A 20,012-nucleotide genomic window follows, 5' to 3' on the forward strand; every position below is an offset into this window, starting at 1 on the left:
CCTAGTACGAGAGGACCGGGACGGACGAACCTCTGGTGTGCCAGTTGTTCCGCCAGGGGCATGGCTGGTTGGCTACGTTCGGGAGAGATAACCGCTGAAAGCATCTAAGTGGGAAGCTTGCTTCGAGATGAGGTCTCCTGCCCTTGTGAGGGGGTAAGGCTCCCAGTAGATGACTGGGTTGATAGGCCGGGTGTGGAAGCCTTGTGAGGGGTGGAGCTGACCGGTACTAATCGGCCGAGGGCTTGTCCACCGCAGATGGCTGGGTGCTCGCGCACACTATCGACACTTTGTGGCCCGGGAGGGTCGGGTGTTGTCGCACACGAATCAGGATTGTTTTATATTTTTATAGTGCCGCGTGTTGTCGTGGCCCGTGGTTTTCCACGCTGGCGGGTTGTTCCTGTTGGTGGTGGTTGAGGGTTGCGGTGGTTATGGCGGGAGGGGTACACCCGGTCTCATTCCGAACCCGGTCGTTAAGTCTCCCTGCGCCGATGGTACTGCCTTCATGGTGGGGGTGGGAGAGTAGGTCGCTGCCGCGCGTTTTGTTGGTGGGGATCGTCCTGTGGGGCGGTCCCCACTTTTTTGTTGCCTGGGTTTGTGAACAAGTGAATGAATTTCAATTGGACACCATGACAGCTCAGCCGCTAGAGTCACCCCCATGAAGCGCGCTGCTATTACGACGACGCCGGAGAGTGTCCCGGCGCGCTGATCTGTGTCTTAGTCCGAAGCCCTGGGGCGAGTGCCCCGGGGCTTCGGCGTTCGGTCACTCGCCCTGTGTAAGCGAGGAGACCGTAATGTATGACCATCGCAAGATCGGCCGCGAGCTGGATCTGTTCGATACCGACCCCCTAATCGGCTCTGGGCTGCCGTACTGGCTGCCCAACGGAGCTGCTGTGCGCCACGCCCTCGAGCAGTACATCCGTTCTGCCGAGCAGCGGGCCGGCTATCGGCACGTTCACTCGCCAGTGCTGGGGAAACGGCAGCTGTACGAAATCTCCGGCCACTGGTCTCACTACAGAGACGACATGTTTCCCCCGATGGACCTGGGGTCGGAACAGGTTGTCCTACGGCCGAGTCTGTGCCCTCACCACGCAGTGATTTACCGTTCCCGTTCACACAGCTACCGCGATCTTCCCCTGCGCATGGCCGAGTTGGGTGGAATGTACCGGTCTGAGCTCTCGGGCGTGCTCGGCGGGCTGAGTCGGGTGCGGGCCATCCACCTCAACGACGCACATATTTTCTGCACACTTGACCAGGTCGCTGCCGAGGCGCAAGCGGCCTTGGACATGATCCGTCGCGCCTATGAAGCTCTAGGCATCACCCCCGTTCGCTACCGGCTCTCCCTGCCCGGCCATGGCGGGAAGTACATCGACGCCCCTGAAATGTGGGAACGGTCCACCGCATTGCTGACCGCTGCTCTCAAACAGTCTGGCCTGGTTTACGAGGCTGTAGAGGACGAGGCCGCGTTCTATGGCCCAAAGATCGACGTTCAGGTGGCTGATGGCGCCGACCGGGAGTCCACTCTGTCCACCGTCCAGGTTGACTTTCATCAACCTAAGCAGTTTGACCTGCATTACATCGGTTCGGACGGTGCGAAGCAGCGCCCAGTTATGGTTCACCGGAGCATTATTGGCAGCGTGGAGCGGGCCGTCGCTCATCTCATCGAGCACCATGGAGGTGCTCTTCCCCCTTGGCTTGCCCCCGTTCAATTAGTAATTTTTCCGATCTCCGAGGCCGAGCTGGCAAGTGCCTCCGCGTTGGCCGAGCAATGTGCCGCCCTTGGGCTTCGGGCCGAGCTTTTCGGGTCGGAACGTGGAAAATTGGGTGCCCGCATTCGGGAAGCGCGGCTGGTTCCCTATCAGGCCGTTATCGGCCCAAAGGAGGTCGACAGTGGTCATGTGGCCCTGCGGCTGCGCGACGGACGACGAATCGATTCGCTCCCTGCGGTTGACGTCCTTGAGCGTATTGGTGCGCTTATCGATGCCCACAGCACTGAGCTATGGGAGCGAACCTCTCGTGCCTCTTAGGGTTTTCTTAAATTAGAAGCATAAGCCGTCGTCTCTCTCACGAGGCAGTTATCGGAGCGGGGTGGCGCTGTGTCTGGGCTCCCCTTTTTTTGTCTGTGCTGGGCCCTCAGAGCAGGCCGGACAGGGGATGCGACGTCGCCACGTGGCGGTCCCCGAGGGGGATGGCCCTGTCGGCGACTGCGGCTCGGGTTGGGTGCGTCTTGGGGCACATTGAGCTCGCCCATGACATGAACAGGGATACTGGACGTCCGTTATCTCCTCTGTTGGTGCGTGAAAAGAACGCAAGAAAAGTTATCCACAACAGGAAAATCTCCTATGACACTCCGTGACGGGGGTCTCTAGCGTGGATGGTATGGGCGATGAGGCATCCTTTTCCGGTTCCTCCCCGCAGCCGCCGGACGGTATGGGGGAGGCGGTGGCGTGCCTCCAGCGTGCCGCCCGGATCCTCCGGGAGGTGGTCCAGGCCGACATCCCAGCTGGGGCCTCGCACGCTCTGGGGAAGGACCTCATCGCGGTGCTGGGAGCGCTGGATGACGTAAAGTTGGCGTGCGCCGATGGTGCGGCGGTGTTCCAGGCCCGCGGCGGGCTGAAGGGATCGGGTCAGCCTTCGTTGGCCCGCTGGCTGCAGCACACCGCCGACCGGGCTCCAGCAGAAGCCTCCCAGCTGGCCTCGTTAGCCCACCGTTCGGCCCACCTGGAGGAGTCTGAGCAGGCCCACGCCGACGGGGAGATCTCGCTGGCGCGTTTCGAGCGGATCTGTCACTGGGTGGGTGAGGGTCTGCACGTGCGGTGCAGGAAAGAGTGGCCGAAGGCCGAGGCATTCGTGCACGCGGCCGAGGGCACTCTGCTGGCATTGGCCTGTGAGCCGTCGGCGACAGTGCGGAAGTTGAACCATGCGGGGCGCCGGGTGCGTTATATGTGCGACCCAGCCCGGCACGAGAGGGAGTACCAGGACCGGTATGTGGGCCGGGGCGCCCGGTTGACGCGGGGCGTGGACGACTCCTTCCACCTGGAGGCCTGGGGAGACGAGGCCAGCGGGGATGTACTGCGCAACGCGCTGGACGCTTTTCTCACCCCGCCGCGCGACAGCGACGAGCGCACCAGCGCGCAGCGCACCCACGACGCCCTCATCGAGATATGCCACACCGTGGCGGAGCTATCGGCCGACAAGGCGCCGTGCCGCAAGGCGGGCGCGGCCCCCGTCACCGTGGTGGTGGGCCTCGACTTGCTCCAAGGCGAGCGGGAGGCGGGCCCGGCGGTCAGTGAGTACGGCACGCTGTGGCCGGCCTCGGCAGCCCGGGCGCACGCGGGTGATTGTGTGTTGACACGGTTGGTGGTCGACCCGCTGGACGGGCGCGCGGTCGATGTGGGGCGCTCGCAGCGGTTGTTTCCTCCGGCTGTGCGCGTTGCGTTGAAGGCGCGGTACCGGACTTGTGCGTGGGAGGGTGGGTGTGATCGGCCGGTCGCCTGGTGTCAGGCGGACCACCGGCAGGCGTGGTGGGACGGTGGTGCGTCCGACCTGGCCAACGCTCAGCCACTCTGCCGGTTCCACAATCTGGAGAAAGAACACCGCCGCGCTCGTGAGCGCGGCTGGGCGCACAGGCCTCACAGGAAGAAGAGGCCGCTATCGCCCCCAACCCAGCCGTCTGCGGGACGGCCTCCGGGCGTGCCCGAGCAGCGCAAGCGGTCCGGGCGGGGTGCGCGTCTACCGGACGAGGATTCCGACGCCTCCGACCCGCCTTCAGGTTCCTCAACGGACCCTTCGGCGGATCCGACGTCCTGATAGCGGTCTCCCTGTGGCGGGGGTGGACCCCGCTGAGGTCATGCGCTCAGCGGACGACACCCGTGACTGCACCCGCCAGGTGCGGCTGACCCGCAGGAAGGCAACCCGATATGGATCACCAGTCAATGTTTTGTGCGGGTGCGGCAGCTTACACGTGCCTCCTGATCTGCTCGATCAGACTTGCTAGGCCTGCCTCGGCGTGACCAGCGGCCACCGTACGGTCGGTGAGCCCTTTGAGGTGCTCAAGGATCGTGGTGTCAATGCCCTCGTCATGGAAGGCCTTGATAAAGGTCTGCATCCCGGCTGCCTGCATGGCGAGCGGGGAGGCGTCGTCCGGGTAGTGGCCGTCATCGATCTGCCGGGCGGTTTCGTCCATGTCGCCTAGCACGATGCCAGAGATGACGCCCTCCGCGAAGGTAGCGAAGGACGTCGCATCGACATTGGCCGTGCCCACCAATGCAGCGCCGTACAGAAAACCGGCGAACGACATGTACATGCTCGTGAGCAGGGCGATGTCATACAAGGAAGCAAGCCCCGGGTCGGTGCCGAAGTAAGAGCTAGCGCCTCCGAAGCGTTTGAGTGTCGCCTCATGGGCCTCATAGGCTTGCTCCGAGCCGCTGTAGAGCAGGAAGGCTTCCGGCTGTCCAATCATCGGCGGTGTGGCCATGATCGCGCCGTCCAGATAAGTGGTCTTCATCGTCGCGGCCCACGCACCCGCCTCACGAGCCTGCTTCGGCGTGCCGGTGGTCAGGTTGACCAACACTCGACCTGCGAGGCCCTCACCCAGCGGGTCAAGGAGTTCGTGCATGATCGTGTGGTCGAGTACGCAGACGATCACCAGAGGGCTCGCCTGCACTGCCTCGACAACAGTCGCTGCCCTACTCGCACCCTGCTCGGAGAGCGCTTCGGCTTTCTCCGCCGAGCGGTTCCAGACGGTGGTGGAGTGTCCGGCTTTGAGAAGCGCTGTTGCCAGCGCGGAGCCCATCGCGCCCAGACCGATCACACTCACAGGTGTAAGGGTGGTTTCCGTCATTGGGAATCTCCTTGAGAGGGTTCCGTGGTCGTCTTAGTGCGACCTCGTTACTGCCAGAGTGTCGACCGGACCTTCGGATTGACTTCGGTTCTACTTCGGACTCGCCCAGGGCTCGCTTCGGGCAGGCGGAGTCCTTCTTGACAGGGGCCATGAGGAATTCCCCAAGTACGGCCAGTTACCCCAGTGACCGTGCGTGGTTTCCATCCAGGGAGTTCCGCCTCGCCATAGGCGCAGACGTGCCCGCTCCTCGAAGCCGCACGCGTTACTGCCAGGTCAACCGCGAGCGTCAGCCGCGTGATCCGGGAACATGACCGCACGTCATCGCCGGGTCGATCTCTGGTTGACCTCAACCCCGCTAGAGGTTGTGTACTGGCGTCAGCCCAAGGAAGGAAGATCTTGACCACCAAGACACTGCAGATTCCCACCCCAGACGGCCAAGCCGATGCTTTCGCCGCCTTCCCCGACTACGGCGAGCGGCACCCGGGGGTACTGATGTACGCGGACGCCTTCGGTATCCGGCCCGTGCTAGAGGAGATGGCCCGTGAACTGGCCGAGCACGGCTACTATGTGCTCGTCCCCAACTTTTTCTACCGGCACGGCCCGGCACCGCTGATCGAACTTCCCGAACACATCGGAGAAGAGGTCCGGCCCGCGGTCATCGCCCAATTAATGCCCTTGATCGAGGCGCACACCGCCGAACGTGTCCTGAGCGACGCCGACGCCTACCTCAGGTTTCTCAGCACCCAGCCCGGGGTCAGCGCCGGACCGGTCGCGGTGACCGGCTACTGCATAGGCGGTCTTTTGGCGATGCGCACCGCCGCGGCCCACCCCGAGCAAGTGGCCGCCGTCGCCGGATTCCACGGCCCCGTGGGCGCTGACGGGCCTGACAGCCTGCACCGCCTCTTCTCCAAGCTCACCGCCCAGGTCCACCTCGGCCACGCCGAATCCGACCTGACGCCCGAGGCCCTCGGCGAGCTCAACCAGGCCCTGGATGCCGCGGGTGTTGGCTACACGTCCGAGATCTACCCCGGCACCGTCCACGGCTTCACCATGGCCGACACCGACGCCTTCAACCCCGCCGCACTGCAGCGCCACTGGGACCGCCTACTTGCCCTCCTCGACCGGACCCTGCCCACCAGCTGAAGCTCAGGGCCTAGGAGTCCTAGTTCCCACGCCAGCCGCTTAGTGCCCGATTTTTGTCGCCCACAGTCACATACGCGGCCAGTTAGCTTCCTGCGAACTGGCCGCGGGTGGGGGAGCGGAACTGGCCGCTTACATCCTCCTACCGTCACGCCGCATGCGCCGCTTTTCAACTGTTTTGCCGGGCTATCGTGACGCCATGCGCTTCGGGATACTCGGTCCACTGGAGGTATCGACAACCGACGGGAGATCGGTCAAAGTTCCTGAGCTGAAGGTCCGCACCGTGCTCGCCGATCTCTTGGCGCACGACGGTCGACCGGTGTCCGCCGACCGGCTGATCGATGATCTGTGGGAGGTGAGCCTTCCCGCCAATCCGGTTGGCGCCCTCCAAGCGAAGGTGTCCCAGCTGAGGCGTGCACTCGACGACGCCGAACCAGGGAGCCGTGACCTGGTGGTCTCGCGGTCCTCTGGGTACCAATTGGTGGTCGCCCGCGAAGCCGTGGACGTCCGGCGCTTCCAAAATCTGACGGCTCGTGCGCGTGCAACGGTGGACCTTCGCACCAGGGCCGACCTTCTTGCTGACGCCCTCGCATTGTGGCGGGGCCCAGCACTCGCTGACTTCGCCGACGCGGAGTTCGCTCGTCCCGTGATCGCGCGCCTGGAGGAACAACGCCTCCTCACGCTGGAAGAACAAGCGGAAGCCCGCCTGAAACTGGGAGAACATGGGCCACTGGTCAGCGAGCTGGGCGACCTGGTAGCGCGTTACCCCCTCCGCGAGCGTCTGCGCGCGACACACATCCGTGCCCTGTACCGCGCTGGCAGACAGAGCGAAGCCCTCGCCGATTACGAGGACCTGCGCGTTCATCTCGCGGAGGAACTCGGTGTGCAGCCAAGCCCGGAGCTCGCCGCCCTCCACCAGGCCATCCTCGAACATGATCCCGGCCTTGCGGCTGACCTTGACGACGCCCTTACCCCGTCGAAACAGGCGCGCACAAACCTGCCAGCTCCACTCACCGATCTCATCGGACGCGGTACCGCAATCGCCCAGGTGCTCACACGCCTCCGTTCCGAGCGTCTGGTGACCCTCATCGGTCCGGGGGGCGTCGGCAAGACCCGACTGGCCCTCGAAACGTCAGCGCAGCTGACGGGGTCATTCCCTGAGGGCGTGTGGGTCGTCGAGCTCACTGCTATTGGACGTCCCAATGGACGCGAAGGAGCGAAATTCACACTCGCGCAATGCGGCGAGGCCGTAAGCTCGGTACTTGGAATTCGGGACGACTGCGCAGTCACTTCCGGGGTACTGGACACGCCAACCGCATTAGTCGACCGCGTCGCGGCTGCCCTGCGCACCAAGAACCTGCTGTTGATACTGGACAATTGCGAGCACATCGTCGACGCGGTCGCCGAACTCGCAGAGCTGCTCCTGAAAGCCGCCCCCGACCTCCGGATCCTCGCCACCAGTCAGGAGCCCCTCGGTCTCACGGGCGAAGTGCTGTGGCCCGTCCCACCGCTCTCCCCGCCCGCCCCGTCAGCGGATTCGTCCCGTTCAGCCGTGGAGGCATCCAGTGCGGCCCGGCTCTTCATCGCTCGGGCGACCGCTGTCGCACCCGCCTTCACTCTTGACGCCGACAATGCGAAGGCGGTCGCGACCATCTGCCGTCGTCTCGACGGAATCCCGTTGGCCTTGGAGCTCGCGGCGACCCGGCTGCGCGTCCTCGACGTCCGCGAGCTGGCTGATCGTCTCGACGACCGGTTCCGCCTCCTCACTTCAGGTAACCGCGGCGCCCCGGCCCGGCAGCGGACACTGCGCGCGATGATTGACTGGAGCTGGGAACTGCTCACCGACGCCGAACGCACCGTGCTGCGCCGCCTAGCTGTTTATTCCGACGGCTGCACGCTGGAGGCCGCCGAGACGGTGTGTGCGGGGGAAGGCGTACAGGCCTCGGACGTCCTCGATCTGCTCGCCCGTCTTGTCGACCGCTCGCTTGTCGTCATGGCCGCCGATACCACGGCTACTCGGTACCGGCTCCTCGAATCGGTCGCTGCCTACTGCATGGAGCGTCTGCAGGAAGCCGGCGAGTTCGACCGTGTGTCCGATCGTCACGGCCGGTACTACGCGCGACTGGCCGAGCATGCCGAGCACCACCTTTGCGGACACGAGCAGCGGCAGTGGCTGGAACGCCTGGACGCCGAGGCCCCAAATCTGCGCTTGGCCCTCGAACGCGCGACGTCCCGCGAGGATGCCGACCTTGCCCTCAGGCTAGTCAACGCCCTGGGCTGGTACTGGTTCCTACGTGGGCGGCGAGGAGAAGCTCTCCGGTCTCTCACCGCAACCCTGTCGCTCGGCAATGGAGCAGGAGCATCGGGCGCCCGAGCGCGGGCCGCCGCATGGAAAACGGGTATGCGGCTGCTGGTCGCTGATGTCATCCATGGCGGAGAACAGGCGACGGAGCTGAGGGCGGAGCAGGCTGAATCGGCGCTGCCGCCCTACCAGCACATCGACGACGCTGCCCAGCGCGCTGGCGCCCAGTGGTTCGTGGCCTACGCGGGGTGGGGCACTGGTGACCTTGCTACAAGCGTCGACAATGTCAGGCAGGCGCTCGCGGACTTTCGCGCTGTCGGTGACCGATGGGGTGAGGCTGCGGCACTCAGCACCCGAGCCACGCAGTCCCTGCTGTTACATGGTGATCTGGATGCCGCGCTGTGCGACGGTGAGCACAGTGCACAGCTATTCCGGGAACTCGGTGATCGCTGGGGACTGCTGCAGGCGATGGACGCCATCGGCACGGTCGCTGAAGCCGCCGGTGACCACGAACGCGCCCGCCGGTTGCATCAGGAAGGGGCGTGTATCGCCGAGGACCTCGGGCTCTGGGGCGAACTCTCCGTGAAGTTGTCCCAGCTCGGCCGGATGGCGCTACTGAGCGGCGAATACCGGCAGGCCGAGGAGCTCCACGAGCAGGGTCGGCGATTGGCTATCGAACAGTCTGACGTGCGTAGACGCGAGTATGCGGAGCTGGGGCTTGCGCTCGTCGCCCGACGCGAGGGTCGACTCGATGTTGCAGAGAACTATCTGCGCACCTGGGTCGACTGGTGCCGCCAAGTAAACGGGCAGCCGGGACTGGCGCTGACCTTGGCGCAGCTCGGGTTCGTGGCTGAGCAGCGCGGAGACGCCGCACACGCCCTCGCCTTACACCTGGAGGGATACGAGGCGGCGAGGAGTACGGGTGACCCGCGAGCCATCGCGCTCGCCCTGGAGGGGTTGGCCGGGGCACAGGCGCTCACGGGTCACCTCCTGCATGCGGCCGAGCTGTTGGGATGCGCTGCCGCATCCCGAGACGCGGTCGGAGCGCCGCTTCCATCCGCCGAACGCAGTGATGTCGACCGCATCTCGGCGGCGGTCCAACGGGCGCTGGGCGAGGAGGATTTTGAAGCCGCGCTAGGACGCGCCGCCAGGCTGAGCTACGAGGAGTGCGTATCCGCTCTGGCGAACGCGGATCACTTGTGGGCAGGGCCATAGTCCAGCGACAGGGCGGGCACGGGCGTTGAATCTCCTGTAAATCCGTTCATGGCTGGCCTGGGCTCGGCGGGCAGGATGGTGCCGGTCCACCCACTCGGCCTAGCCAGCGCGACCTAGCCAAGGGGATTTTCCCGGCGGTGGGGCTTGACCAGCTCGGTCTTGTGCAACACGACCGCCGACTCCATCGAGGCGTTAGCGTTGGCGTCGCTTTACCGGCCCGATGGACGCGGCGAACCGGACCAGGGTGATCGCCAGCCCCTGTCCGGCAGGGAGGGCCGCTACTTCCGTCCGAAGGGCAGGGATTCGCTTTCGTGCTGCCGTAGCACGGCGTGCTTCCGCGAGGAGTGTTTCCGTTCCATGCTCTTAACCGGGGCGCCGATCAAAAGGTGGGTGGGGGAGAGTTGGCCGTACGCAGCCTCGGTCGCTGTGTGGAGGAGTCAGGACGGTGCCGACAGTTCGTCGAGTAACTCCCCGGACGGTGCAGCGCGATCGGCGGCGCTGTCCCGTCGGGACGGAAGTGGTTACCCTGACCGTGCCCTTGGTGAGCGTGCACGGTTTCGCCACGGTCGTCCTACCGAGCGATCAGCTCTCCGGATGGGAAGGGGCGTGTGACGCCTAACCTGAGGTGTGCCCACCGCGCATCTCTCGGGAGCGCTGCGAGGACGCGTCTGCCCACCTTTGCTCTTCCGATCCTCCTGGCCCCCAGAGCCCGGGGGCTGGCCGGTTGCAGAACATGTCACCACGGCTATGCGCGGGATGAGAACTTGATGGGTTGTCACCCAACCGCGGTGCCGTACCGAGTAGTCCGGAAGACGGCGAGAAGGGCGGCACGCGACGGCACGACGTCGTCGCATGGTGTGAGTCGTTGCCGCTTCCCCTTACTCCGTGGGGGCTGTTGGATGGGCTGTGCCAGGGGCGCGATGGCGTAAAGTGGGATGACCGGGAATCACAATGCGCTGCTACGAGTAGGTGGCAGCGCTTTTGACTGCTTACGGACGGGTAATGACTGACGACAGCCGATCGGGGGGCCGCGACGGCTCCGGAGCTCGCAACAACAGGGGGCACCGCCCTGGGGGTTCCGGTGGTCGCAGGAACGGCGGCGGCAGTAGCGACCGTTCCCGGTCGGACTACGGCCGAGGGGGCGGCGAGCGCGGAGGAAACCGCGGCGGAACCGGCGGTAGAGGAGGACGTTTCCGCGACGGTGACCGCTCGGGGTACCGGGGCGGTGAAGGCCGCCGTGATGATCGTTCCGGATACCGGAGCGGTGAAGGTCGGCGTGACGACCGTTCAGAGTCCCGCGGTGGCGAGGGTCGTCGAGACGACCGTTCCGGTTACCGCGGCGGTGAGCGCAGGCGAGGCGGGTCCTCCGGTGGCGATGAGCGCGGTGGGCGGCGCGACACCCAGGGGCAGGGGCGCGGTGAGCGTTCGTTCCGCTCTGACGATCGCCGCTCGGGTGGGCGCTTCGACCGCGACCGTCGTCCGAACCGGCCTAACCGTCCCCACCGTGACGAACGGGACCGCCGCGACCGCCGGAACGAGGAGCGCGATCCTCGGGACATCGCTCCCTCGATCCCGGAGGACGTAACTATCGCTCAGCTCGACTCCGAGGCCCGCAGAGAGCTCGGCTCACTGCCGCGCACGCTTGCCGAGGTCGTCGGCCGCCACCTGGTGATGGCCGGGCGGCTGCTGGACGAGGACCCCGAACTGGCCTATCAGCATGCCGTCTACGCGCGCCGCAAGGCGTCGCGTCTGGGTGTCGTGCGTGAGGCCGCCGGCGTCGCCGCCTACAGCGTCGGCAACTGGCAAGAAGCCCTTTCGGACCTGCGTGCGGCCCGCCGAATGACTGGTAGCAATAGCTTCTTGGCCGTCATGGCCGATTGCGAGCGTGGCCTGGGCCGCCCCGAGCGCGCGCTGGAGATCTCTCGGTCTCCCGAGGCCGAGCACCTGGAAGACGCGGAGCGTGTCGAGCTGCGGATCGTGGCCGCGGGAGCTCGACGCGACCTTGGTGAGATGGAGGCGGCCCTCGTTGAGCTGCAGATTCCGGAACTCAAGGAGCGCCGCGCTCGCCCGTACATCGCGCGGCTGTTCTACGCCTACGCCGATGTTCTGCAGGAACTCGGCCGTGATGCCGAGGCTCGGGAGTACTTCGCGCGAGCATCGGCCGTCGACCAAGAAGGGGTAACCGACGCCGACGAGCGCCTTGCGGCGCTGGAGGGCGTTGAGATCGTCGACATCGACGATGGCGTCGTCTGGACCGACGCTGAGGATCCTGCGGCGGAGGAGGACCTCGTGGCAGAGGTCGACGCTGACTCTGCCCTGGACTCCGACGCTGAGGCGACGGCTGATCCCGCCGCCGTCGGCGCCGGATCTCGCGATCGGTCCGAGGAGGAGGCCCAGGCTGAGTCTGAGACCGCTCCGGAAGCCGACCGCGGACGCGAAAACGAGGCCGAGGGCGACAGCGGACAGCCGTCGCAGCCCGCGCAGGAGTCCGATGGGGGGCCTACGCAGGACCCTTCCTCAAGCTCTCCTAACTGAGTCGGGCAGCGCTGCAGCGACAGGGCGCCTGTCCCCCGCACCGGGGACAGGCGCCCTGTCGTTTGTCGGCCGATGGGGGTGCCCGGTCGCGTCCTGTGTACGCGCGTCCCGCTACTCGCCCCCCGGGCCGTGCTGCTCCGGGGTGTGACGGGCGGTGTAGGGCTGGCTTGCCCCGGCTTCTCACGGCCACGCCCCTGGTGTCCTGCTTCCTGTGTGCCGCCCCGCTGGCAAGCCAGGGAGGTGCGGCTGCGATTGGGGCAGGGGGTGTCACCCCAGCCGATCGGCTTCCGCCCGCGTCAGCCCTTGCTGACCGGCTCCCCCGCGATGTCCGGGACGCCATGGCGGCGGTAGTGCGCACTGCGCCGCATCAGGATTCCCGCCGAAATCAGTGTGGCGAGGAGGGACGCGATCAGCACGCCGCCCTTGGCGTGATCCAGGACCGTTCCGGCGGGAAACGCGAGCTCGCTGATGAGAAGCGACACCGTGAAGCCGATGCCACCGAGGATGGACATCCCGCAGATGTCGATCCACTTCAGGGTCGGGTTGAGCTCGGCCCTGGTCAGCTTGGTCGTGAGCCAGGCTCCGCCGAAGATCCCAAGTAGCTTTCCACCGACGAGACCGAAGATGATGCCGAGAGCGACGGTGTTGGTGATCATGCTTCCCATGCCCGAGAACACGACACCAGCGGACATCAGCGCGAAGATCGGCAGCGCGAGCGCCGAGGACCAGGGGCGAAGCGCGTGCTCCACGCGGTGCAGGGGGGAGTCGCTCTCTCCCTTATGGACGCTGGTGCGCATGAGGAGACCCATGGCCACGCCCGCGATGGTCGCGTGCACGCCGCTCTCGTGCATGAACGTCCAGATGGCGAAGGCCAGGGGGACGTAGATGATCAGCATCGGGAACGAAGAACGGTCCAGTGCGGCGGCGATCCCACGACCCTGCTGCAGGTAGGCGAAGAGACCGAGGAGGAGAAGGGCACCGAGCAAGGCGAAAAAGTTGAGCTTGTCGGTGTAGAAAATCGCGATGACCATGATCGCGCCGAGGTCGTCGACGATGGCCAAGGTCAGCAGGAAGGTGCGCAGCGCAGTTGGCAGGTGTCGGCCGACAACGGCGAGGATGGCCAGCGCGAACGCGATGTCGGTGGCCATGGGGATGCCCCAGCCGCCCAGCGTCTCGGGGCGGGTGGCGTTGAAGGCGACGTAGATCAGCGCGGGTACGATCATGCCGCCGATAGCGGCGATGATAGGCAGCATCGCGCGGCGCGGATTGCGCAACTCTCCGTGGACGAACTCCTGCTTAAGCTCGGCGCCGACGATGAAGAAGAAGATGGCCAGCAGGCCGTCGGCCGCCCATGTGCCGATGCTCAGGTTGAGGTGGAGTGCCCCAGGGCCGACTTCGAAGCCGCGGATGCTCTCGTACAGCCCGGCCGCGGGGGAGTTCGCCCAGATGAGGGCGATGGCGGCGGCGGTGATGAGCAGGAAGCCTCCGACCGCGTCTCGTCGCAGCGCGTCAGCGATCGCATGCATTCCTGACTTCTTCGCCATGCCCAAGCTCCCGAGTCGTCCTTGGAGGATTGCGTCTTTCCAGCCGACCAGACTTCCCGGCACACCAGTGCGCCACGATGACGACGCGAACCACTACCTTGCCCTATGCGCGGGGTGGTGTCCAAATCCTCCCACGCAGTTCGCTACTTCACCGTTTGCGGATTCCTAACGTGGCGTGGGAGTTCCCGTTGCTCGCGAGAGCAGTGTCACAGGGGGGAGAGTCTGAAATCTGAGACCGACACGCCCTGTAGGATAACCGCGCCTAAGCTTGTCAAACCGGGAGGCCTGCGCGGATGAGCCGACTTCACCCACTCAAAGGGGCGAAAGTGCGGCTCGGTGGCCGTCTGCCCGAGCGCTACGACTCGGTGGTCTGCCTCCTCTTCTCAGGGGACCGTCCGGTGCTCGTGCGCAACCGGAACCGCGCGTGGGAGTTCCCCGGCGGGCACGCCGAGGCAGGGGAGGATGTCGAAGCCACCGCCCGTCGCGAGGCGCGCGAGGAAGCCGGGGCCGAGCTGTCGGACGTGGTCGTCGACGGCTACTACGTGCTGGCCAGCGGCCACACCACGGTTGTGACACATGCCCAGGTGGCGGAGTGGAGTTCGCTCACTGGGGAGTTCGAGACCGTTGAAGCCCGTGAGTTCGATGCCCTGCCCAGCGACCTCTCGTGGGACGACGGGCTCTACGCCTACCTGCTGCGGATGCTCGGCCTGCCGGGTGCGCCCGGGGCCGAGTGATCGCGCCGATCATCCTCACCGCCCGGCGGCCACTCGGACGTTTGCGGACCGGCAAGATGCGACGGCTCCGCGCTCCTCCCGCGGCGCCGCCCTCAGGTCCACCTCCGCGAGCAGCCGCGCCAGCACCTCTCACGACTCCGTTCACAGAACCAGGGCATAGTGCGCCTCGGTGGTGTGGTGTCTATACCCGAGCCATGTGTTGATGGCGAGCATGGGCGCGTTGGTCTCGTCATTGGCGGTGTAGGCCAGCCGAAACCCGCGCTCGCGGGCGCGGTGCAGCGCGACGGCCTTGGCGTACTTTGCGAACCCGCGCCCCCGGTACTCGCGGAGGGTCCCGGTCATAGCGGACACCAGTCGTGTCCGGCGGTCGGACTGAAGGGCGACGATTCCCGCGGGGCGTCCATCCACCAAGAACACGACGCTCAGATCGTGATCCAACCGAGGCTCGTGCCAGCAGAGGTCGAGCCATGTGTCATAGGGCATCGCGTCGATCGGGATATCGCTCGGTTCGTCAGCGCTCACGGCCTCGTCCAGCGTGTGCGGGATCCGGGGGTCATCCGCGTAGTCGGCCATGGGGCGCAGCTCCACGCCCGCAGGGACCGGTGGAAGCGTCGGCAGCCCGGTCAGGTCCAGTTCCTGGTGGCGGGAGGTGGAAGCTCGTTCGTAGCCGCGACGGCGGGCGAACCCATCAGCCTCGGAGATTGGCCCGCCGCCCTGGAGGACAGTCGCCCCAGCGGTGCGCAGGTGGTCCTCCGCGGCGTCAGCCAACGCACCGCCCACCCCTGCCCGCCGGTGGTCCGGATCGACCATCACCACGATCTGCCCTTGGTCGCGTCGGGTGCTGTCCCAAGTGAGCATCGCGGTTGAGTAGCCGACGACCCTCCCGCCGAGCTCGGCGACGAACATCCTGAACCGTGCCTGCTCAGGGGTCCTTTCCGCGCGCCAGCTAAAGGCTTCGCGTACTGAGATCTCATAGGGGAACACGCGGCTGCGGATGCTGACCGCAATGGGGAGGTCGTCCGGTCGGGACGGGCGGATGCCAAGGCTCATGGCGCGGACGCTAGACCATTGGTCCGTGAGAAGTCGCCGGATTTTTCCGGCGCGGGCGCGTGGCGGACGACGTTAGCCGAGGTGACCAAGCATCGGCCGCTTCACTCTCCCGTAATCCCCTACTCCGCCTTCCGCGGCTTCTCTGCCTTGGTCTCCCGCTGGTCGGCGGCGACACGGTCGAGCCAGTGCGCGATGCCCGCGACGTTGCTATCGACCCCGCTGAGCAGCTCCATAACCTCCGCCGACTCGCGGGACGCCTCCTCAGGCAGCGGCCGGTAACGAGCCTGCACACGCTCGCGGACCATCGCAACCGCGTGGTCGAGGTCCCCGCTACCGGAGTGGCGCGCGTCGCGGACCGCCTCGACCCACGCGTGTAGCTCCTCGCGAGCCCGCTCCAGCGTCTCCTCGACCGTGTCCACCGCCCCGAAGTGCGAAAACATCAGACGCCGCGCACGTACGTCCCCCAACAAACGCAACGAGGCCAAGGCCGCCTCCATGTCGAAATCCGGCGGGGGAGTGGCCGGGCGGACGTCGCGGGTGTGCGGGTTGTACACACCGAGCGCGTCGCCGACATACAGGTCACCGGTCAGGGAATCCACCAGGCCCATGTGGTGCTTGGCGTGCCCGGGCGTGTAGTGGGCGACCAGGCGCCGCCCCTCGCCGAGTTCGACCGTCCCGGTCTCGGCGACCGAGCGGATACGCGCCGCCTCCGTCGGGTGCATCTCGCCGAACAGCACGTCGAGCTTGTCGCCCCACACCATCTTGGCGCTGTTCATCAGCCGGGCGGGGTCGGCGAGATGACGGGCACCGCGCTCGTGCACGACGATCTCGGCGTTGGGGAACATGGCCGCGACGTCGCCCGTGCCCCCCGCGTGGTCGAGATGGATGTGGGTGACCACGATGGTGGCGAGGTCATGCGCCTCCACACCGAGCGCGGCCAGCGCGTCACGCAGGACCGCAGCCGATCCGGCGGTGCCGACCTCGACGACGCAGGGCCGTTCGGTTCGAATCAGATAACTCGAGGTGATCCCCGGGTACCCGGCCATCCAGGTGTCGATGGCGTAGACCTCGTCGCCCAGCGGGGTGATGCCGCTGGGGAATCCGGTCGTGCCCGCGTGCTCGTGCACTGCCTCGCCTCCTTCTGATCGACCCGCGCCGCCGGGTTTAAGAATCTAGTTCACCACCGGATGGGAGCCGCCTCCGGGTTGTCCACAGGCCGCAGATTTGACTTTCGGGGGAGGGGCGCGGGGCTTGACGCTGGAATCGCACGACGGACCATCCGGTCGAAGCGCGCTGTCGGCCGGGGCACCGGATATCCCGATCGGGAGGAGCAGCATGCAGGAGAAGCACCCACCCCACGCCGCCACCAGCCGTTCCACCGCCCGCTGCACCGCCACCGGGCGGACCGCCACCGCGCGGGCCACCCCTGGTCGGCCCGCCTCCGGCCACTCGCTGTGCTCGGCACCCAAGGTGGCACCCGCGACGGGCACTGTCCCGGTCCCGCGCGACGGCCGTGCGCGCGACCGCTGCGGGCACCGCAACGAGGTCGTAGTGGCCGGACGCGTTACGGCCGAACCCTACGTCCGCGAGCTGCCCAGCGGCGACCACCTCATCACGTGGCGTATCTCCATCACCCGGCCTCCGGCGGACCGGCGTCCGAGCCAGCCCGCCGATCCGATCACGTGCGTCAGTTTCCGCCCGGACATCGAGGAGGCAACACGCGGCTGGAGGATCGGCGACGTGGTACAGGTCAGCGGCTCGCTGCGGCGGCGGTTCTGGCGCTCGTCGAAGGGGTCGACCAGCGTGATCGAGGTCGAGGCCGCCGCGGTCGTCCTGTTGGAAGGCGCCTCCGTCGACAACAGCGGCCCCAACACCAGCAACAGCGGTCAAGGAACCAGCGGCGGGACGGGGCCGTCGACCGTCGCCGCGCGTGACGAATCCGAGGAGCGCGGAGGGCCGGGAGCGCGCGGGTCAGCGACCAACGATCAAAACGAGTAGCAACAGCACCACGAGTGAGTGGGGAGGGCGGCGGCTACGCGGAAGCCGCATCACCAGCCGAGCTGAGCCAACGCCGACCCGAAGGAGGCCGTCTCGGCCCGCGCCGCGTCCGCCGCTCCTCCAGCCACCGGTGCGGCAGGGGCGTTCCATGCCGCGGCACACAGCGCCCGCAGGGCGTCGAGCCGGTCGCCGCCGCCGGTCAATTGGAGTCGTCCCCCGTGCACCGCGGCGGTCCAGCCCCCGCAGTGCACGCCGGCGGCGTCCATGTGGATTTCGGGGTGGGCGAGATTCATCCCGGACAGGTCCCAGGCGAGATAGGAGGGGCGGCAGTGGGCTGGGGCGGTGATCAGGTCGGCGGGTGCCGTGACCCCCGAGAGCACTAGCATGCTCGCCGCCCCACGCGCGCACGCGCCTTCTATGTCGGTGTCGAGCCTGTCGCCGACGACGAGCGGGTGGGCGGCGCCGGTGCGGATCACGCCCTCCTCGTGCAGTGGCTGCATCGGCTTGCCCGCGACGAGGGGTTCCTGTCCGGTGGCACTGGCGATCACACGGGAGAATGAGCCGTTGGCTGGGAGCATGCCGCGTTCCATCGGGGCCGTGGCGTCGGAGTTGCTCGTGATGAACAGTGCCCCTTGGGCGACGGCGAGCGTGCCCTCGCAGATGAGGTCGTAGCCGATTCGCGGCGAGTACCCCTGGATAACTGCCACCGGACGTTCGGCGGCCACCGAGACCGGCCGCATGCCCTGTCGGCGCACCGCCACACGGAGGCCCGTGTCGCCCACGACGAGCACCGGCGACCCCGCGGGAAAACGCTGGGCCACCATTCGGGCGGCGGCCTCGGCCGAGGTCACCACGTCGCCCGGTGCTGCGTGGATGTCCATCGCGGTGAGCCGTTCGGCGATCGCGGCGGGGGTACGCGAGGCGTTGTTGGTGACGAACGCCACCCGCATCCCGGCGGCCCGGGCCTTGTCGATGGCCTCGGGAGCGGCTGGGACGGCCCGCGGACCAATGTAGACGACGCCGTCGAGGTCAACCAGTGCGGCGTCATAGACAGTGTTCAGGGGCTGGGCAGAGCCGAGCAGGGTCATGAGTCAACCAGTTCGTCGTGTCCGTCGAGTGTGGTGGTGGCATGGGTGGGACCGGGCGCCGGTCGCGGATCCGGCATGGCGGCACACGGGTGCTATGACGCTCGTCCTCCGCCCGTGAAACGCGATCGGGGCCGCCAGCTCTTCCCCGCGCGGCAGCGGGTACCGGGTCATTCCAGATGCCGCATGACCAGTCCAGTCCGTGGTTTGGGGCCGAAGGAGGTGGACTTACGCGGGGTGAGCTCCCCGCGCGCGGTCACAGCGTAGACGTCCTCGATACGAAGTTCCGGAGCCAGCACGGCGGTATCGATTCCGGGCCGTGCTGCCTCGACCGCTTCGGCCGGGTCGTCGTGGACCAGGTCGATTCGGCCGTTGTCGACCTCCCACAGAGGGCAGAGGAGGTGTTCGAGGGCGGCGGTGGGCAGCATCCGCCACTCGGCGGATCGGTTCGGAGCGACCGCCGCGAGGTGCTCCGGAGTGAAACGGTGCAGCAGGTAGGAGGCGTCGTCACCAGGTCCGGCGAGCAGCAGAGCGGGACCGTTGCCTGCCTCAAGGCGGAGCCGCTTCATCGCCGCGCTCACGTCGCCCGGCCCGGTGACCGGCTCGGAGAGCCGTTCGACCTCGGCGACTTTCGAGGCGCGACGGGCGGCCGCGTGGACGTCGATATCGCGCACGACGCGATGGATGGCGCCCAACCGGGGAGGTGAGGAGTCGGAGTCGACCAACATGGCCAAGCCGTGCTCCCATGGCCCGGGACCGGGTCTCTCGGAGCGAAGCCGCTGGTAGGCGGCGTAACGGTGGTGACCATCGGCGATCAGTGCCGTGCGCGTGGCCAGGTCCGCGGCGATGTCGGCGTGAACGGCCGGGTCGTCAATGGCCCACAGACGGTGCGTGATCCCGTCGCTGGTGACCGTGTCCACCAAGGGTGTGGTCCCGCTGTCCGCGGTGGCCTCGGTGGCGAGCGTGGCCGCGCCTCGCGCCTCGCCGGTGCCGCCCTGGTAAAGGAGGAAGATCGGCTCAAGGTTGGCTCGGGTCGTGGCCATCAACCGGGCACGGTCGGCGACCGGGCCCGGCGCGGTGTCTTCGTGTGGCCGAACCGCTCGCCCGTTGGGTGGCGGCAGCCGAAGAGCTCCGATGAGGCCACGTTGGCGCTCCCCCGTGGGCGAGGTCTGCTCGTAGACGTAGATCACGGGAGCGGCGTCGCGCACCAAGACCCCGTTGTCGATCCAGTTCCGCAGCGTATGAGCCGCCGCCTGGTACCGGTCCGGGCCGGTGAGCTCCAGAGCGGAGGGGATGAGCCCGGACGCCGATTCCGCGTCGACACCGACGGGAGGGGCGGTGAGCCGCATGGCGTTGTGCGGCTCCGCGCGCATCATGTCGAGGAAGGATCCCGCGTCCACGACGTCATAGGGCGGGGCCAGCGCGAGAGCCAGGTTGAACGCTGGGGAGTCGATCAGCGCCCCGGCGTCACGGGTGGCATAGCGCAGGCCGCGCAATGGCGCCAGTTCAAGGGCATCAGTGCCCGCATCTCTCCGCACGTTTGGACGATACCCACCGTGAACCGATGAT

At 67.0% G+C, this 20,012-nt stretch carries 13 protein-coding genes and 2 rRNA genes; 9 read left to right on the forward strand and 6 right to left on the reverse strand.

Annotation, left to right across the window (positions count from 1 at the left end; all coding sequences use genetic code 11):
* From ABD259_RS05290 to ABD259_RS05305, 4 genes are all read left to right on the forward strand, one after another.
* A 23S ribosomal RNA gene (locus tag ABD259_RS05290) occupies positions 1-250 on the forward strand; the annotation flags it as partial.
* Positions 251-418: 168 nt separating this feature from the next.
* Positions 419-536, forward strand: a 5S ribosomal RNA gene (rrf, locus tag ABD259_RS05295).
* 153 nt (positions 537-689) lie between these two features.
* Entirely contained in the window at positions 690-2,024 is a 1,335-nt protein-coding gene (gene thrS, locus ABD259_RS05300; RefSeq protein ID WP_344160545.1) for a threonine--tRNA ligase, read from the forward strand.
* A 352-nt stretch (positions 2,025-2,376) separates the two neighbouring features.
* The gene (locus tag ABD259_RS05305; protein ID WP_344160548.1) at positions 2,377-3,807 is read left to right on the forward strand and encodes an HNH endonuclease signature motif containing protein; all 1,431 of its coding nucleotides are present in this window, start codon (positions 2,377-2,379) and stop codon (positions 3,805-3,807) included.
* Between the two features lie 148 nt (positions 3,808-3,955).
* On the opposite strand, the gene ABD259_RS05310 is transcribed toward ABD259_RS05305, so the two are convergent.
* Complete coding sequence (locus ABD259_RS05310) at positions 3,956-4,840, reverse strand: NAD(P)-dependent oxidoreductase (RefSeq protein ID WP_344160550.1); 885 nt, start codon at positions 4,838-4,840, stop codon at positions 3,956-3,958.
* Between the two features lie 396 nt (positions 4,841-5,236).
* Between ABD259_RS05310 and ABD259_RS05315 the strand changes: the two genes are divergently transcribed.
* The 3 genes from ABD259_RS05315 to ABD259_RS05325 all read left to right on the forward strand — a co-directional run bounded on the left by ABD259_RS05315 (position 5,237) and on the right by ABD259_RS05325 (position 12,032).
* Positions 5,237-5,983, forward strand: a complete 747-nt coding sequence (locus tag ABD259_RS05315; protein ID WP_344160553.1) for a dienelactone hydrolase family protein — start codon at positions 5,237-5,239, stop codon at positions 5,981-5,983.
* A 154-nt stretch (positions 5,984-6,137) separates the two neighbouring features.
* Complete coding sequence (locus tag ABD259_RS05320; RefSeq protein WP_344160556.1) at positions 6,138-9,497, forward strand: ATP-binding protein; 3,360 nt, start codon at positions 6,138-6,140, stop codon at positions 9,495-9,497.
* A 1,002-nt stretch (positions 9,498-10,499) separates the two neighbouring features.
* A complete protein-coding gene (locus tag ABD259_RS05325) occupies positions 10,500-12,032 on the forward strand; it encodes a hypothetical protein (protein ID WP_344160559.1) in 1,533 nt (510 codons plus the stop codon).
* Positions 12,033-12,328: 296 nt separating this feature from the next.
* On the opposite strand, the gene nhaA is transcribed toward ABD259_RS05325, so the two are convergent.
* Positions 12,329-13,576 (reverse strand): Na+/H+ antiporter NhaA, encoded by a 1,248-nt coding sequence (gene nhaA, locus ABD259_RS05330; protein WP_344160562.1) that lies wholly within the window; start codon positions 13,574-13,576, stop codon positions 12,329-12,331.
* A 293-nt stretch (positions 13,577-13,869) separates the two neighbouring features.
* Here nhaA and ABD259_RS05335 point away from each other — a divergent pair, with 293 nt between their 5' ends.
* Positions 13,870-14,310 (forward strand): NUDIX domain-containing protein, encoded by a 441-nt coding sequence (locus ABD259_RS05335; RefSeq protein ID WP_344099722.1) that lies wholly within the window; start codon positions 13,870-13,872, stop codon positions 14,308-14,310.
* Between the two features lie 141 nt (positions 14,311-14,451).
* On the opposite strand, the gene ABD259_RS05340 is transcribed toward ABD259_RS05335, so the two are convergent.
* Both ABD259_RS05340 and ABD259_RS05345 read right to left on the reverse strand, forming a co-directional pair.
* Complete coding sequence (locus ABD259_RS05340) at positions 14,452-15,360, reverse strand: GNAT family N-acetyltransferase (protein ID WP_344160565.1); 909 nt, start codon at positions 15,358-15,360, stop codon at positions 14,452-14,454.
* Between the two features lie 119 nt (positions 15,361-15,479).
* Positions 15,480-16,487, reverse strand: coding sequence for an MBL fold metallo-hydrolase (locus ABD259_RS05345; protein ID WP_412759335.1), 1,008 nt, complete (start codon positions 16,485-16,487; stop codon positions 15,480-15,482).
* 208 nt (positions 16,488-16,695) lie between these two features.
* On the opposite strand from ABD259_RS05345, the gene ABD259_RS05350 reads away from it, so the two are divergent.
* Positions 16,696-17,358: a single-stranded DNA-binding protein gene (locus ABD259_RS05350; protein WP_344099727.1), complete on the forward strand. Its 663-nt coding sequence runs from the start codon at positions 16,696-16,698 to the stop codon at positions 17,356-17,358.
* Between the two features lie 50 nt (positions 17,359-17,408).
* Here ABD259_RS05350 and ABD259_RS05355 read toward each other — a convergent pair whose 3' ends face one another.
* Positions 17,409-18,446, reverse strand: a complete 1,038-nt coding sequence (locus ABD259_RS05355; RefSeq protein WP_344160568.1) for an HAD-IIA family hydrolase — start codon at positions 18,444-18,446, stop codon at positions 17,409-17,411.
* A gap of 167 nt (positions 18,447-18,613) precedes the next feature.
* On the reverse strand, positions 18,614-19,981 hold the full coding sequence (locus tag ABD259_RS05360) for a DUF1015 family protein (protein WP_344160571.1): 1,368 nt from the start codon (positions 19,979-19,981) through the stop codon (positions 18,614-18,616).
* Positions 19,982-20,012 lie beyond the last annotated feature (31 nt).

The sequence above is a fragment of the Nocardiopsis rhodophaea genome (assembly GCF_039530945.1).
Lineage (GTDB): Bacteria > Actinomycetota > Actinomycetes > Streptosporangiales > Streptosporangiaceae > Nocardiopsis_C > Nocardiopsis_C rhodophaea.